This is a genomic window from uncultured Campylobacter sp. (assembly GCF_938030815.1).
Taxonomy (GTDB): Bacteria; Campylobacterota; Campylobacteria; order Campylobacterales; family Campylobacteraceae; genus Campylobacter_B.
Genome location: NZ_CALHII010000191.1, coordinates 1 through 15,165, shown reverse-complemented (window position 1 = coordinate 15,165; position 15,165 = coordinate 1). Strand labels below are relative to the sequence as shown.

The following is a 15,165-nucleotide window of genomic DNA, read 5'->3' as shown; positions in this document are numbered from 1 at the left end:
GCTATGGCGGATAGGCTGATCGACATCGGGCTTATTTTGTTTTTCGGCGGTTTTGGTTTTGCATGCTATATAAACGGCGTATGCGGGATCGGCAAAGACTATATGCAGCGCAATAAAATAGATTTCGTGCGCTGGATCTTTAGTCCGAGGTACATTTTGCGCTCCAACACGCCGTTTGATTCGAACGAGCCGCTAGAATTAAAATTTAAAGAGCCCAAAAGCAAGCATTTGATCTACAATTTTTTCGAGTTCGTCATACATTATGCGATAATCGCGCCGTTTTTAGCGATCTATGCAGGGATTTTCATATTTTGCGTGGGGCTAGCCATTAAAATTTTATCCTAAATTTAAAATTTGCGACGCGGATGCAGAGCGGGCATTGTATAGACGCCGTTTTCGTTGCAGAATTTCAAATTTTACGCCGCATCTCTTGCTGAGCATGCACCGCTTCCGCGTCTTAAAAGTAAAATTTCAAAATTTTATCGCCGAATCCACGACCTGTGGAATTTATGCCGTATTTTCTGTTTCTTGGGGCGGGAAGGGGATCCCAATTGCGAGGTCGCTTCCCTTCCCACCCCAAACCCCACCTAACCTCCGACGACGCTAGCGGGGCGGACTGCGTCCGCGCATTTTTATTTAGCGGCTTGCACCGCATAAAATTCCGTATCGATAAATTTTTAAAATTCCACTACCACTAAATTTTTATCGTATTTGGAATTTTAAAATTCCATCCTTAGCCGCCAAGCCAATTTATCCGCCGATAAATCGTCAAACCGTCGACCGACCGCAAAACCGAAACGGCTTGTGGCGATGAAATTTAAGCAATGCGAGCTCAAATTCCATCCACAGCACGGCTTCTCCGTGGCGCGTTCATTTTGGCAGCGGTGCGACCGCAGCCGCACTCTATTAAAATTCTATTCGGAACCGCCCTCGCCTCGTTTAAATTCTATCGCACAAATTTTGCCGAGCGCTAAGGCGGAGGATGAACCGCCTTTACTTTGTTTAAATTCCGCTGCACCGACCGATCGCCGACCAGCCGCAGGATCGGTTACCAGCTCAGTTGCAGGACCTATCGGCAGCAAGCCAGCCGCAAAACCGAAGCAGCTCGCCAGGGCAAACGATCTAGCAAAACCGACGAGAACGGCCGCAGATAAACCTGTCGTCAAACCAAGGGATCGCCGAAGCGCTAAATCGGTCGTCGGTCCGGTTTCAAAACCGCTTGGTACGCCAAATGAGCAGGCCGATTAACAATCCGAGCCGTAAATCCCCGACCGATTGCAATCCGAGCGAACTGATCCGCAAATGAGTAAACGGGCTAACGAGCTAGACGATCTAGCCGCAAATTGCCGACTAATTGCGAACCGAGCCGTTAATCGCTCGGTCACAGACCCGCTTCCAAGCCGCCCTGCCGCAGGTTAATTCTGAACCTACCCAAGCCGTAAGCATAACTCGAAGCCGTCCGATCCGGTCGTAAGCCGATCTCAAAGCCACCCGGCAAGCGGGCTAGCCTCAAAATCGCCCAAGCCGCAAGCCAGTCCCGAAACTGCTTGGTTGCAAGCTAAACTAGAAGCCGCCCAATAAGCAGGCCAATCCCGAAACCGCCGCTTACTCTACGTAAATTTTATACTCGCCGTAGCCGCGCGCGTCCATCTCCTCAAGCGGTATAAATTCCAAACTCGCGCCGTTGATGCAGTATCTCATACCGCCTTTATTCCTCGGTCCGTCCTCAAAGACGTGTCCTAAATGGCTGCCTCCTACGCGGCTAGAGACCTCGACGCGTTGCATACCGTGGCTGTCGTCTCGCGCATAGGCGATCGCATCGGTCGTTATCGGCTTTGAAAAGCTCGGCCAGCCGGTGCCGGAGTTGTATTTATCGGTAGAGGAAAAGAGCGGTTTTTTCGACACGATGTCGACGTAGATGCCCTTTTTATAATTCTTGTCGTATTCGCTAGAAAACGGCTGCTCGGTCGCCTTTTCCTGCGTGACTTGATACTGAAGCTCGGTCAAATTTTTCTTCAGCTCCTCCTTACTTTGCACTTTAAATTTTTCATCGTCCTCAAGCGGCTTTTTAGCAAGGCGCAGATCGATGTGGCAATATCCGCCAGGGTTTTTGTCTAGATAGTCTTGGTGGTAATCCTCCGCCTTAACGTAGTTTTTAAGCGGCATAACCTCGACCGCTATCTTTTCATCATATTTGCTCTGCTTAAAGGCTACGAATTTACGCGCCGTCTCGCCGCTCGCCTCGTCGGTGTAGTAGATGCCCGTGCGATACTGGCGACCGCGGTCGTTGCCCTGCTTGTCGATCGAGAACGGATCGATGATGCGGAAATAATGCGCCAAAATTTCAGGCTCGCTGATGACATTGGCGTCGTATTTTAAGTGTAGCGTCTCGGCATGATCGCTGCTATGTAAGCCCTCGTAGCTTGCTTTATCGCTCTTGCCGTTGGCGTAGCCCACCTGCGTAGCGACTACGCCGTCAAGCTGCTTGAAATACGCCTCCATACCCCAAAAGCAGCCGCCTGCCAGATAAATTTCTTTTACGTTTGCGTTCACGCCGCCTCCTTTAACTTTAAAATTTGCGTCCGCCGCGCTGCTGCCGTCTGCGGCATTTAGCGCGACTAAATAACCCATCGCCAAGGCAAAGAGGCAGATTAAGGCTTTGAAAATTTTCATTTTGATCCTTTCGTTTTGAATTTTGCGCAATTTTACAATCCATAAATGAAATGAGAGTGAAATTTTGCCGAGCTTGATATTTGCCACAAACGGCGAAATTTCAAGACGCGCGAGCGCGGCGCGGTAAAATTTGCCTCAAAATTTAAAGGCTACAGCAAAATTTACGTTAAGTTGCGCGCTGCAATAAAACCGCGCCAAGGCTGTGCCGAAATCGCGCGTCGTAATAAAACATTCGCCCAAGCCGCGTGCGCCGCGCTATTCTACGTAAATTTTAAAATTTATGGCGCAACGAAGCTCTGGAACTTGCGTAAATTTTAAAATTCCTAGCAAAACGCAACCGAGCGACCCTCGTAAATTTAAACCGATAAATTTATATCAAACTGCACGGACATAGCGGCAAACCTAGCATTCTGCCGATTAAATTTAAAATTTACGCGTCGCCGCCGCGAGATAAAATTTTAGTGACCATTCAGGAGCGGCGAGTGATTAAATTTAAACTGCGCCGCACCGATACGAAGCAGTATGCTGCGCAGCTAAATCGGCGCCACATAGCCGTATGACAAAACGCAAGTAGTCCGATTCGCATCACGCTCGCCGCGTATCGGAGTGCAGTCAAATTTATATCGCGCACGGCTGCGTAGCGGAGGCAGCCGGGTCCGCACCGCGCTGGCGCGTAACAAAGCACCGTGCATTAGACCCACACCGCGCGCAATGAAGCTAGCGCTACGAGATCCGCCCGCGTGCGGTTTTTAAGAACGGCATAAAAAGTTGCGAAGCTATCGCAATAAATCCGCCCGCGCCGCAGGCGAGTGAAATTTAGTGCAAAAAGTGGCGCACTCCCGTAAAATACATCGCCATGCCAAACTCATCGGCGCTTGCGATCACCTCATCGTCGCGAATGCTGCCGCCCGGCTGCACGACCGCTGCGACGCCCGCAGCATGGGCGATCTCGATGCTGTCTTTAAACGGGAAAAACGCCTCGCTGGCAAGCGCGCAGCCGCTCAGATCGACGCCCACGTCGCGCGCCTTTGCCACTGCCGCACGCGCGGCATCCACGCGGCTCGTCATACCCATGCCGATCGCGACCATCGCGCGATTTTTGACGTAAACCACGCAGTTGCTCTTCGTAAGTGCGGCGATCTGCCACGCGATTTTTAGGTCATCCAGTTCGCTCTGGCTCGCCGCGCGTCCCGTGACGCAGCGGGCGTTTGCGACCTCGCCTGCGCCTACGTAGTCGCGCTGCTGATATACGAAGCCGCCGTCAATAAATTTAAAATCATACTTGTCGTTTTCGCGCATTAAAAACTCCCCGCCCTGCTCGAAAATTTTAATGCGCTTTTTCTTTTCAAATACCGCAAGCGCCGCGGGCGTGACGCGAGCGGAGAGAATAACTTCTACGAAAATTTCATTGATTTTATGCGCCAGCTCCTCGTCCAAAACGCCATTTATCGCCACGACGCCGCCGTATGCGCTTACGGGATCGCATTTTAGCGCCTCTACGTAGCTTTCAAGCAGGCTCCCCTTTACGGCAAAGCCGCACGGATTGGCATGCTTGCAGATCGCTACCGCAGGCGCCTCCCCGAAGCTGCTAGCGAGCATCAGCGCGCCGTGCATATCGGTCATATTGTTAAAGCTCGCCTCGCCCTTTAGGCTCTTAAAGTGCTTGCTAAAAAAGTCCTCGAACTCGTACAGCGCGCCCTTTTGGTGCGGATTTTCGCCGTAGCGAGTATCGAATACCTTGCTACCCGTGATAAATTTTTTCGCGCCGAAGCCGCCGTTAAAGCGCTCGTTCATATAGTTTGCGATCATCGCGTCGTAGGCTGCGGTGTGCTCATAAGCTTTTATCATTAAATTTTGCCTAAATTTCAGCTTCTCGCTCTCGTCCGCGCCGCTTAAATTTTGCAAAACCGCGTCGTAATCAAGCGGACTCGTGACAATATAAACGCTGGCAAAGTTTTTAGCCGCCGAGCGCACCATCGCAGGACCGCCGATGTCGATGTTTTCGATAATCTCTGAAAAATCGTCGGTGCGGGCTACGGTCGCTTTAAAAGGATATAAATTTACGCACACTAGATCAATGCCACTGATGTCGTGCTGCGCGGCTTGGCTTACGTGATTTGCGTCGTTTCGCTTATACAAAATTCCGCCGTGGATCTTTGGATGTAGGGTCTTAACCCGTCCCTCAAACATCTCGGGCGAGCCCGTGTATTGGCTCACTTCCGCTGCTTTCACGCCATTTTGCAAAAGCAGTTTATGCGTGCCGCCCGTGCTTAAAATTTCAAATCCGAGCCTCTGTAGCTCTTTGGCAAACTCTACGACGCCCTCTTTATCGCTGACGCTGATTAACGCTCTCATCTTTTCTCCTTTTAATTTATTCGCATAGTTTTTTAAAAATCAGCTCGCGCATGTCGTTTGCGTTAAGCTGAAAATACAAAATCGCCTCGCGGCGAGCCTTTTGATACTCGCGCCTCGTCTTTTCATCTGCCGCGCCGAGCTTTGCGCCGTTAAATTTCGCCATGCGCGCCGAACTCAACTCTTTTAGCTTCTCGCCGCCCGAAGAAATGCCGCCGCTATAATTAAACCACTCTTTGCTTTGAAAAATATTAAATAAAATTTGAAAATCTACGAAATTTCCCTTATTGTACTCGGCGCAGACCCCGTTTTTGTGGCTTACGGCGTAGATCGCGCCGTATCTGCGCTCGAAAAAATATAGTTTTATGAGCTTTGCGTTTTCGTCTAAATTTGCGCCGCTACCGCCTAAAATCGCAAGCTTCGCATCTCCTCGCGTTTCATAAGGACCTAAAATCGCGCCGTTTTCGTAGAGATTGCCGCCGTAAAGAGCGTATTTCGTATCGCCAAGCTCGTCCGAAAGAACGTAGATTTCATCGCTTGCGGGCGAGTTTTTGCCCGCGCAGCCGAGCAGCGACAGAGCCAAAAACAGAGACGAGATAAAAAATTTCATCGCAAAAATCCTTTAAATTTTAAAATTTTGCCGAATTTATGACGCGGAATCGGCAAAGCGAAATTTACTAAATTTACCGCATTTGCGGCGCGCAAATTTTAAATTTGCTTTTCAAATGCCGCCGTTTTACTCGCGCGAACGTAAATTTTAAAATTCTGCGCCGCTTGCAAGGCTAAATTAAAAGCCGCGACGCAAAACGTAAATTTAAACCGCAGCGCAAATTTAGCCGCAAAGACCTGCGCGAATGGGCTAAATTTAAAATTTCGCGGCGCAGCTTTTATCGCCAAGCTAGGTTGGCGCCTCCTCTTGCCGTTTTTAAAATTTTAAATTTATTTGCACATCCTATTTTCCAGCTCGTCCATAAGCGCGGATACGTCATTATCAATCGCACCTTGCCGCTGCTGCTCGTTTAAATTTTACGCGCCGATTTAAATTTTACAAGCCGCAAATTTAAAGCGACGCGAGATCCAAACAGCACTAAATATAGTAGATGCTGTTTTTGATATTTTTGCCGTCTAGTTCGTTTTTGCGCCACGAGCTTTCGTCGTTTAGCACGATCCAGCGCTTCTCCTCCTCGCGATAAAACCAATCCTTGTCGATCTGATAATAAATCTGACATCCCGAAATTTCGATGATATTGGCGATGTTGTTATCGTGGTAGTTGTTCTCATCGAAGTCGGTGAAGGTGCGCTGCCCCATCTCGGCGTAGAGCTCGTTTAAAATTTGAAGCATCTCGCTTAGGCGCGTATCCATCTTCTCGACCTGAAGCCCAAGCTCGTTAGCCTCTCTGAATAAGATCGGATAGTCGTGCGACGGATAGCCGCTGTTTAGCTTGTCGCTGATAAAGGCGATCTTTTGCTCATCTTCGAAGTGATAGCGCAGAATTTCGCGGCAAATTTTAAGCGACAGGCTGCTTGCGCGATCGACGGCACCGAAAACGAGCGGATGGATATATTTGTAAAGCTCCTTGTACGGGTTCTCGTCGTTTGGACGCTCGTTATTTTTCCAAAGCTTCACCACGCGGCTTAGCTCGTCCATCGAGACGTTGGCCTGGTCGTTGGTGTTCGTAACCGGCGAAAGCTCGTGTCGCAGCGAAGTATCGACCGACGTGAGGTATCCTAGCGGCCCCATTAAAATTTTATTCGCTCCAAGCGCCATCATCGTAGCCGCCGAAGCGCAGTTTGCAGGCACGAGCGCGATCAGCTCGTCGCAGTGATTACGTAGGATCGATACGATCTTGAGCGATGCTATGCCGCTGCCGCCGTCGCTTTTGATGTAAAGGTAGAGCTTTTCGAAATGCTTGCCCTTGAGGTGGTCGTTGATGCTGATCGCGTCATTGCCGCAAACGCTGCCTGCGCCCGAATTGAAGTAAGTAAGCAGCGGCGCGCCCAGATATTTCTCGATATTCGTGATGATCTCTTGAGTCTGTCGCATCAAAATAGGCGGTTGCTTCGCCGCCTTTTTAGCGCCCTGCTTCTGCTGCTCCTCGTCTTTGGATAGAAATCCCATGTTTTTCCTTTCGTGTTGGTTTGGTTTTAAAATTTTATTTCATAAATAACAATCAGCCTTAACGCTATTACATATTAAAATTTTAACGTCCGCGCATACTTGCCGCCTTTATCTTGCACTTAAAATTCTCGTGCCGCATGCTAGACTGCCTGCACGATGTGCATAAGAGCTGCATTAAGCGCCCTGCAGGTCTTACGAGCTTGGAATTTTAAATTTAGATACAAATTTAACTGTGCCGCACGCTTTGACATTTCACTGCCGCGCCGCACCCAATCTCTCGCGACCTGAAATTTTCGCACGCCGCGCATATTGCGATATCACGCCCTAAAATTCCTTCGCCGCACCTTGCCGCCGTCTCGCCATCCTATTTTAAAATTTCAAGACGCTCTGCGCCCTCAAATTTTAAAATTTCGCCCTACTTCTCGCCGAAGCGCTCCTTTAAAATTTTATACGCCTCGTTGATCTCCTGAAGCTTCTTCGTGCCCTCCTGGATGATCTCCTCGTCCGCGCCCTTGCCCATCAGGATGTCGGGATGGTATTTTTTCACGAGTTCGCGATATTTTTTCTTGATCTCGCTAAACGTAGCGTCCTTGGAAAGTCCCAAAATTTCATACGGATCTCTTTTGCTTTTGGCGGAGCCTTGCGAGCCGCCAGAATAGCCACCGTCATATCCGCCGTATGAACCGCCCGAACTTTGCGAGCCTCCGTAGCCCGAACCCGCCGTGCCGCCATAGCCGTAGCCCGTACCACCGCCATAGCTGCTGCTTCCGTAGCCGCCAGTGCTTCTGCCGCTGTATTTGTCCCAATACCCGCCGCTTCTTGTGCTATAGCCGTCGTATTCGTCGTAAGCCGTATCGCTTTGCGAGCCGCCGTTTTCGTAATATGTGCCGTAAAAGCTGCGCTCAAAGGTCGCAAACATCTGGCTTTGTATATGCTCGGGCAAGCCCAATCCGTCGCAGATCTGCGAGATCGTGCGCCGCTCCGCCGCGCTAAAACCGCGATCGACGTAGGCTAAATTTAAAAAGAAATAGATTAGCCCAGTTTTGCGGCTCGGGCTCGGGCGGTAGGTTTGGTTATATTTCTCGGCGAGCTCGCGCACGTTTGCAAGGCTTTCTTTCTCGAGCTTATAAACGAGCTTCAGCGCCTCGCGTTCGCGCTCGCCGCCGCCCATTTGGCGCACCAAATCGTCCAAAATTTCGCTTATCATCGCAGCTTCGGCCTCGCTTACGTGCCCGTCGCTTTTGGCGATCTTGGCTAGAAGCGCTACTAAAATTTTAGCCTCTGCTAGCTGCATTCGTGCCTTGCCGCGATAGCCGGAGTTGCCGAGAGCCCCGCCGATCTGCGCGAAAATATACAGCGCGATTAAAAGAAATATGATGCTAAGCACGCGCTAGTCTTCGCTCTTTACGATCTTGGCAAACTCGCCGAAGTAAATTTCTTTTAATGCAGCGAGATTTTTACGGACGGAATTTATGCGAAACGCTTCGCCGCCGCTGATGCCTAGACGCATCAAGCTTAGCCCGTATTTTGCGGCCAGCTCTTTAAATTTCGCCTCGTCGCGTACGCCGAAAATCGCGCGCGAAAAGCTCTCGTCGAAAATATCTCTGCTATCATCGCAGCTCATCTCAAACTCGCCGCCTACGCCACCTACGCACGCCATCTTCGCTAGCGTAATCGCCACGCCGCCGATTCCTACGGAATTTGCAAATTCCAAAACCCCGCTCCTGCCAGCCTCGATCGCGAAGTCCCACAAAGCGCGCTCGGCTTTTAAGCTTAACTCAGGCAAGCTGCCTGCGACGCGGTTTTCTACCGCTTTCATATAAAGCGAGCCCGCAAAAACGCCCTTCGTATCGCCTACCAGATAGACGCTCACGCCGCTAGCACAAAAATCGCTAGGGATGATCTCGCCCTCGTTCGTGCCCACGCACACGATCGCGGGAGTGGGCTGAATGCTAACGCCGCCCGTTTCGTTATATAAGCTTACGTTGCCGCTTACGACGGGGGTATTTAGCGCAGCGCAAGCCTGCTTGATACCCTCGCAGCCCTGCGCGAACTGCCACATAACCTCGGGATTTTGCGGATTACCGTAGTTTAGGCAATCGGTGATGGCTAGAGGCGTTGCGCCGCTCATAGCGACCTTTCGTCCCGCCGACGCTACCGCGAGCGCCGCGCCTATGCGAGGATGGACGTAATTCATCCGCGTGTTGCAGTCCGCAGCCATCGCGAGCTTGACGCCGTTTTGCTTAACTCGCATCACCGCAGCGCCCAGCATGCCGGGACGCTTGGCAGAATTTAACCCTACGTTGGCGTCGTATTGATCGTAGATGTAGGATTTATTTAGCACTTCGGGGTCCTCAAAAATTTTATCAAACGCCGCGTCCAGCTCGCGCTCGCTCGCGCCGCAGCCGCATAAATTTTGCTGCGCGATCTGCGCCATATATGCAGGCTCTTTTATCGGACGATCCAGCACGGGCGCAGCCTCGCTAAGCGGCTCGATCGGGATAACGCCCGCCAGCTCGCCGTGCCAAAAAAGCTCCATCTTGCCGCTATCCGTCACTTCGCCGATGACGGCGGCATCCAGATCCCATTTGGCAAAAATTTCTTTGATTTTCTCCTCGCAGCCCTTTTTGGCGCAGATCAGCATACGCTCTTGACTCTCGCTCAGCATTAGCTCATACGGGCTCATCCCCTCCTCGCGCATTGGCACGCGGTCTAAATTTAACTTCATGCCGCTGCCGCTGCGTCCAGCCATCTCAAAGCTGCTTGAAGTAAGCCCCGCCGCGCCCATATCCTGGATACCCACGACGTAGTCGGTTTTAAAAAGCTCCAAGCACGCCTCCATCAGAAGCTTTTCGGCGAACGGATCGCCCACCTGCACCGTCGGGCGCAGAGATTTGTTCGCGTCGTTAAAACTATCGCTCGCCATCACGGCTCCTCCGAGCCCGTCGCGACCCGTCTTAGAGCCCACGTAGATCACGCTGTTGCCCACGCCTTCGGCCCTGCCGTAGAAAATTTCATCCTTTTTAACGATACCTAGAGCAAAGGCATTAACCAAAATATTGCCGTCAAAGCTCTTATCAAAGCTCGTCTCGCCGCCTATCGTAGGGATGCCCATGCAGTTGCCGTAGTGCGCGATGCCGGCAACCGCGCCTTTTAGCAGATATCGCTGCTTGCGCGCATTTTCGCTTCTTCCTCGCACCTCGCCGAAGCGAAGAGAGTTCATATTGGCTTCGACGCGCGCGCCCATCGTAAAGATATCGCGCAGTATCCCGCCCACGCCGGTCGCAGCCCCCTGAAAAGGCTCTATGAAGCTAGGATGGTTGTGGCTTTCCATCTTAAAAACCGCAGCCATGCCGCCGCCGATGTCGATGACGCCTGCGTTTTCGCCCGGACCCTGGATAACCCAAGGCGCCTTGGTCGGAAAGCCGCTTAAGTATTTTTTGCTCGATTTGTAGCTACAGTGCTCGCTCCACATCGCGCTAAAAATCCCAAGCTCGAGCAGATTTGGCTCGCGACCTAAAATTTTTAAAATTTTTTCATATTCTTCGTCTGAAATTTTATGTGCCGCTATCGTTTTTTTATCCATTTTTTCGCCCTTTTCGCCGTTAAATTTAGGTCCGTATGATAGCTAAAATTTTCTATCATTTCGATTAATCTTCGCCCTTTTTAAGATACTTCTCGTAAAGTTTCGCCTCTTTTAAAAACGCGTAAAATGCGTTAATATTTGCCGTGATAAATCCCTTGCGCCCGTCAAAAAGCGATCTGCGCAAAATGTATGATTTAAAAAACGCAAACGGATAGATCAGTAAAAGCTTCGCAAGGCTCGGCTTTTTGCCCTTCTCAAAATCCCCCTGCGCGCGCAGCGTGGAGTAGTTGTTGTTTTTCATAACGAGCTCTGCGATCGGCTTTTCGCTAAAGTGATTAATACAAAATTTGCTCTTTTTCACCGCGCCCTTTACGATCGAAATTTGCGCGTGTACTCCCATATTTTTATACTCGCCGCACTCCTTGCGAAAGAAGCGAATGTGAGTATTTTTGCGCACGAGATCCGAGCACTTGCGCCCGAGCGAGTATTCATGAAATTTAATATCCAGCGCCGAATAATCGCTCTGGCTCATAAACTCCTCTATCTCGCCTTTTAGCTCAGGGCTTACCTCCTCGTCGCCGTCGAGATTTAGCACCCATTCGTTGCTACATAGCGAAAACGCGTAGTTTTTCTGCACCCCCTCGCCCCGCCAGTCGTGATGGTAAATTTTATCGGTAAATTTACGCGCGATCTGCAGCGTGGCATCGGTGCTGCCGCTATCGACGATTATGATCTCGGCAAAATCCGCCACGCTACGCAGCATACGCTCGATGTGGCGCTCCTCATTCATCACTATCGCATAAACGGATGCTTTAATCATAGTTTGTTCCTTATCCTCGTAAATTTCAGCCAAAAATCAAAAAACCCCTCCGTGCCCAAAATGCCGATACGCTTTACGGCGTATTTGTCGTCGCCCGCCTCGTAAAGCCCGCGCTTGACGACCACCGCGCCTTTGAAATTTGATCTAGCGATATTTAAAATTTCGTCGTTAAATTTACCGTAGGGGTAGGCAAACACCTCGCACGGCTGAGCGCAAATACGTGCTACGCGAGCCTTGGATGCGATGATCTCATCTGCGGCAAGCTGCGGATCGCTCGCGTAGGTAAGGTCTAAATTTACGTGGTGCATCGTATGCGCGCCAAACTCCACCAGCCCGCTTGCTTGCATTTTTAAAATTTGCTCCTCGCTTAGCATCCTTGCAAGATGGGTCGTATTAGCGCGCTCCCAGTCGTTTTGCACGGCGTCCGGCACCAAAAATATGCTCGCTTTGAAATCGTATTTTTTCAAAATTTCAAAGGCGCTGGTAAAGTTATTTTCAAACCCGTCGTCAAAGGTAATGCAAACCGCCTTTTTAGGCAGCCGCTCTAACGCAATTAGCTCGCCAAATTTAAAGCTTTTAAAGCCGTTTTTCGCAAGCCACGCGATCTGCCTCTCAAAATCAGCGGGTCTTAGACGCCATTTGTCGAATTTATCGCCCTTGTGCTCCTCTACGCTATGATACATCAGCACCCGCGCCTTATGCCAGCCCTGCGGGATCCGCCACCAGTTATACCGCAGCGAAACGCCCGCCGCGGCGGCAAAAATCAGAAAAGCCACAAAATAAATCATCTGAATTTCTCTCCGTTTTTATAGACGAACTCGCGCAAGGTTTCGAGCTTCTGCGGGTCGGGATTATCGTGTATGCGATAAGGCAAAGTTTTGGGCGTTCGGCCACCTTTGGGCTTACCTATGCTCTCGGCCACGGTTTTATTGGCCAAGAGCATAAACTCTTCTATCAGCTTATTGGCATCCTTCGAACGCTTGAAATAGGCGCGAATGGGCTTGCCTTGCTCGTCTACATCGAAGTGAAGTTCTTCGCGGTCGAACTTTACAGCTCCGTTCTTAAATCGCTTTTCGCGCAGTTTCTTGGCCAACTTGTCTAGCATAATCAGGCTGTCGGCGTTCTCACCTTTATATCCTCCTTTCGGTGCAGGCGGTGCAGGGTCGCCCGTTCCGTCAACAACACCGTTGTCTTCCAATAGTTGTTGCACCTCTTCGTAGGCATATCGCCTATCGCTTTTTATCACGGTGTGCACGATGCGGTAAGCCTTTATGTCGGCGTTTTCGTCCATGTTGAAGATAACACTATAAGCCAACTTCTCTTCATCGGGGCGAAGTGAGCAGATAAAGTTACACAACCGTTCGGGCAACATGGGTATGGTGCGGTCTACAAGATACACACTTGTGGCGCGTTTCATGGCCTCTTTGTCGATGATGCTGCCCTCGGTAACGTAATGACTCACGTCGGCTATGTGCACGCCCACCTGCCAAAGGCCCTTATCGAGCATGCGAATAGACAGTGCATCGTCGAAATCCTTGGCATCTCGCGGGTCGATGGTGCAGGTAAACACGTTGCGGAAGTCTTCGCGTTCGTCGTAGTCCTTCTGCGTTATCTCGGCCGAAATGCGTTCGGCAGCCTCTTCTGCCGCCTTGGGATAAGTGTAGGGCAAGCCGTATTGGGCCAAGATGGCGTGCATCTCGACATCGTTTTCGCCCGTAGGACCAAGCACATCAATAACTTCTCCCATGATATTCTTGTGTTCGGCATCGGGCCATTGGGTTATTTTCACCACGGCCTTATCGCCCGTTTTGCCGCCTTTTAGCTTACGTTTAGGCACGAAGATGTCGTGTACATATAGGTTTTCAGGCGTTACAAGGAACGCCATGTCGCGTTCAACTCGCAGTTTACCCACCACTTGGTCTTTGGCACGTTTCAGTATTTCGATAACCAACGCCTCCTTAATATGGCGTTTGCGGCGCGCCATCAGCTGCACGCGAACACGGTCTCCGTTAAGTGCCGACTTGGAGTTTCGCTCACTTACGAAGATGGGCAATGAGCCATCGTCGGGAACAAACGAGTTTTTGCCGTTGGTTTTGCGCACGAAACGGCCTTCGAGCACCTGTCCGGCCTGATTCAGTCGATACGAACTGTCGGTCACTTTGGTCAAGAAGTCGTCCCAAGCCATCTCTTCCATCACGTCGATGGCCAACATCTTGAGCGGATGCGTGTCGAGTTTCAGGTTCTTGAAGATTTCTTTAAAGCTGAAAGTCTTCCCTGGATGTTGCTCGAAAAACTGTTGTAGCCTTTCGGCCACCTGCTTTTTGGTGAGGCGCTTGCCTCCTTTCTTTCCTTTTCCCATATTCGGCTGTTGTTTATGGCGTGTTATAATAATGTGCGATAGCACCGCGTTGGGTTTTAACGTACTAGCAATTTGCGGGCATTCCGCCCAATTTGTAAGAGAAGGGCACATTCCAAAACGTCTTCTATCTAGAAGCTTTATGGCGGCATCATTCCGCAAAGTCGCACCTAAATCAGTGCGCAGTTGCCTATTGTTTAATACTTACGGCACAATGTTCGTTTTGTAACTTTCCCTTCCATACTTACCGCAAAGTAACAAAAAAGATGCGAGATAAAAGGAGCATTTTACAAAAACTTCTTTGAAGTCTGCGCATTTTATTGTACATTTGCAAGTTAAAGCACGAATACGTTCGGCTTAAACCGCCCTTTTTCTAACCTTGCCCACGCGCAAGTAAGCCCACAAGCCATGCGGCTAAGGCTTTTGAGAAAAGGCAAAAAGAACAAAAACAGCAAATAATATACATAGCACATGTCTGCAGTGATAATAAAGAAAGTCTGCACCAAAAGCGACTTAAAGGCGTTCATCGACCTACATTACGACCTATACGAGGGTAACGAGTATGACGCGCCAAACCTGTTCAGCGACGAGATGAATACGTTGAGCAAAGACAAGAACGCGGCTTTCGACTTCTGCGAGGCCGAATACTTCCTCGCTTACAAAGAAGGAAAGTTGGTTGGGCGCGTTGCTGCCATCATCAACCACAGCGCCAACAAGAAGTGGGACCGCAAAAGCGTGCGCTTCGGATGGATAGATTTCATCAACGACCGAGAAGTGTTAGAGGCGTTACTTCAAGCCGTGGAAGAGTACGGACGTTCTAAGGGCATGCGCTCTATCGTGGGACCGCTGGGCTTTACCGACATGGATCCAGAAGGCATGCTCACTACGGGCTTCGACCAACTAGGCACCATGCCCACCATATATAACTATGAGTACTACCCCCAACTGATGGAAAGCATCGAAGGCTTTGAGGTGGACAATCACTACGTGGAGTACAAACTGATGGTGCCTAACGAAGTTCCTGAGAAGTTCGCCAAGATTGCCGACATGATACAAAAGCGTTATAGCCTAAAAATAAAGAAGCTTACACGCGACGATGTATTCAAAGGAGGGTACGGCAAACGCATCTTCGACCTCGTGAATAAGACCTACGGACACCTATACGGCTACTCGGAACTTACCGAGAAGCAGATGGACCAGTACGTAAAGCTGTACTTCCCGATGGCCGACCTAGACCTTATCACACTTATTGAAGACGA

13 protein-coding genes are annotated in these 15,165 nt (G+C 50.3%); 3 read left to right on the top strand and 10 right to left on the bottom strand.

The genetic code is table 11. The features are described 5' to 3' along the window. A partial coding sequence (locus Q0277_RS07285; RefSeq protein ID WP_297996883.1) for a hypothetical protein occupies positions 1 to 345 on the top strand: 345 nt, incomplete at its 5' end. Positions 346 to 810: 465 nt separating this feature from the next. Then, positions 811 to 1,248, top strand: a complete 438-nt coding sequence (locus tag Q0277_RS07280; protein WP_297996881.1) for a hypothetical protein — start codon at positions 811 to 813, stop codon at positions 1,246 to 1,248. A gap of 357 nt (positions 1,249 to 1,605) precedes the next feature. On the opposite strand, the gene msrB is transcribed toward Q0277_RS07280, so the two are convergent. The 10 genes from msrB to Q0277_RS07230 form a co-directional block, all read right to left on the bottom strand. Continuing rightward, positions 1,606 to 2,673 (bottom strand): peptide-methionine (R)-S-oxide reductase MsrB, encoded by a 1,068-nt coding sequence (msrB, locus tag Q0277_RS07275; RefSeq protein ID WP_297996880.1) that lies wholly within the window; start codon positions 2,671 to 2,673, stop codon positions 1,606 to 1,608. An 816-nt stretch (positions 2,674 to 3,489) separates the two neighbouring features. Further along, complete coding sequence (gene purH / locus Q0277_RS07270; protein ID WP_297996878.1) at positions 3,490 to 5,028, bottom strand: bifunctional phosphoribosylaminoimidazolecarboxamide formyltransferase/IMP cyclohydrolase; 1,539 nt, start codon at positions 5,026 to 5,028, stop codon at positions 3,490 to 3,492. Positions 5,029 to 5,044: 16 nt separating this feature from the next. Beyond that, a complete protein-coding gene (locus tag Q0277_RS07265) occupies positions 5,045 to 5,635 on the bottom strand; it encodes a hypothetical protein (protein WP_297996877.1) in 591 nt (196 codons plus the stop codon). Between the two features lie 98 nt (positions 5,636 to 5,733). Further along, positions 5,734 to 5,922, bottom strand: a complete 189-nt coding sequence (locus Q0277_RS07260; RefSeq protein WP_297996875.1) for a hypothetical protein — start codon at positions 5,920 to 5,922, stop codon at positions 5,734 to 5,736. Positions 5,923 to 6,112: 190 nt separating this feature from the next. After that, on the bottom strand, positions 6,113 to 7,144 hold the full coding sequence (locus Q0277_RS07255) for a hypothetical protein (RefSeq protein WP_297996874.1): 1,032 nt from the start codon (positions 7,142 to 7,144) through the stop codon (positions 6,113 to 6,115). Between the two features lie 415 nt (positions 7,145 to 7,559). After that, positions 7,560 to 8,531 carry a DnaJ domain-containing protein gene (locus Q0277_RS07250; RefSeq protein WP_297996872.1) on the bottom strand — a complete coding sequence of 324 codons (972 nt, stop codon included), beginning with the start codon at positions 8,529 to 8,531 and terminating at the stop codon, positions 7,560 to 7,562. 3 nt (positions 8,532 to 8,534) lie between these two features. Beyond that, complete coding sequence (gene purL / locus Q0277_RS07245; protein WP_297996870.1) at positions 8,535 to 10,730, bottom strand: phosphoribosylformylglycinamidine synthase subunit PurL; 2,196 nt, start codon at positions 10,728 to 10,730, stop codon at positions 8,535 to 8,537. Between the two features lie 64 nt (positions 10,731 to 10,794). Then, positions 10,795 to 11,550: a glycosyltransferase family 2 protein gene (locus Q0277_RS07240; protein WP_297949666.1), complete on the bottom strand. Its 756-nt coding sequence runs from the start codon at positions 11,548 to 11,550 to the stop codon at positions 10,795 to 10,797. Next, positions 11,547 to 12,338 carry a polysaccharide deacetylase family protein gene (locus Q0277_RS07235; protein ID WP_297996868.1) on the bottom strand — a complete coding sequence of 264 codons (792 nt, stop codon included), beginning with the start codon at positions 12,336 to 12,338 and terminating at the stop codon, positions 11,547 to 11,549. The genes Q0277_RS07240 and Q0277_RS07235 overlap by 4 nt, the downstream gene beginning before the upstream one ends. Next, the gene (locus tag Q0277_RS07230; RefSeq protein ID WP_297996866.1) at positions 12,335 to 13,909 is read right to left on the bottom strand and encodes an RNB domain-containing ribonuclease; all 1,575 of its coding nucleotides are present in this window, start codon (positions 13,907 to 13,909) and stop codon (positions 12,335 to 12,337) included. The genes Q0277_RS07235 and Q0277_RS07230 overlap by 4 nt, the downstream gene beginning before the upstream one ends. A 468-nt stretch (positions 13,910 to 14,377) precedes the next feature. Between Q0277_RS07230 and Q0277_RS07225 the strand changes: the two genes are divergently transcribed. Next, positions 14,378 to 15,165: hypothetical protein (locus Q0277_RS07225; RefSeq protein ID WP_297996864.1), on the top strand; the 788-nt coding region annotated here is incomplete at its 3' end.

Coding starts and splice junctions, on each gene's coding strand:
- msrB (WP_297996880.1), bottom strand. CDS start 2,673: ATGAAAATTTTCAAAGCCTTAATCTGCCTCTTTGCCTTGGCGATGGGT.
- Q0277_RS07235 (WP_297996868.1), bottom strand. CDS start 12,338: ATGATTTATTTTGTGGCTTTTCTGATTTTTGCCGCCGCGGCGGGCGTT.
- Q0277_RS07255 (WP_297996874.1), bottom strand. CDS start 7,144: ATGGGATTTCTATCCAAAGACGAGGAGCAGCAGAAGCAGGGCGCTAAA.
- Q0277_RS07230 (WP_297996866.1), bottom strand. CDS start 13,909: ATGGGAAAAGGAAAGAAAGGAGGCAAGCGCCTCACCAAAAAGCAGGTG.
- Q0277_RS07265 (WP_297996877.1), bottom strand. CDS start 5,635: ATGAAATTTTTTATCTCGTCTCTGTTTTTGGCTCTGTCGCTGCTCGGC.
- Q0277_RS07240 (WP_297949666.1), bottom strand. CDS start 11,550: ATGATTAAAGCATCCGTTTATGCGATAGTGATGAATGAGGAGCGCCAC.
- purL (WP_297996870.1), bottom strand. CDS start 10,730: ATGGATAAAAAAACGATAGCGGCACATAAAATTTCAGACGAAGAATAT.
- Q0277_RS07280 (WP_297996881.1), top strand. CDS start 811: ATGAAATTTAAGCAATGCGAGCTCAAATTCCATCCACAGCACGGCTTC.
- purH (WP_297996878.1), bottom strand. CDS start 5,028: ATGAGAGCGTTAATCAGCGTCAGCGATAAAGAGGGCGTCGTAGAGTTT.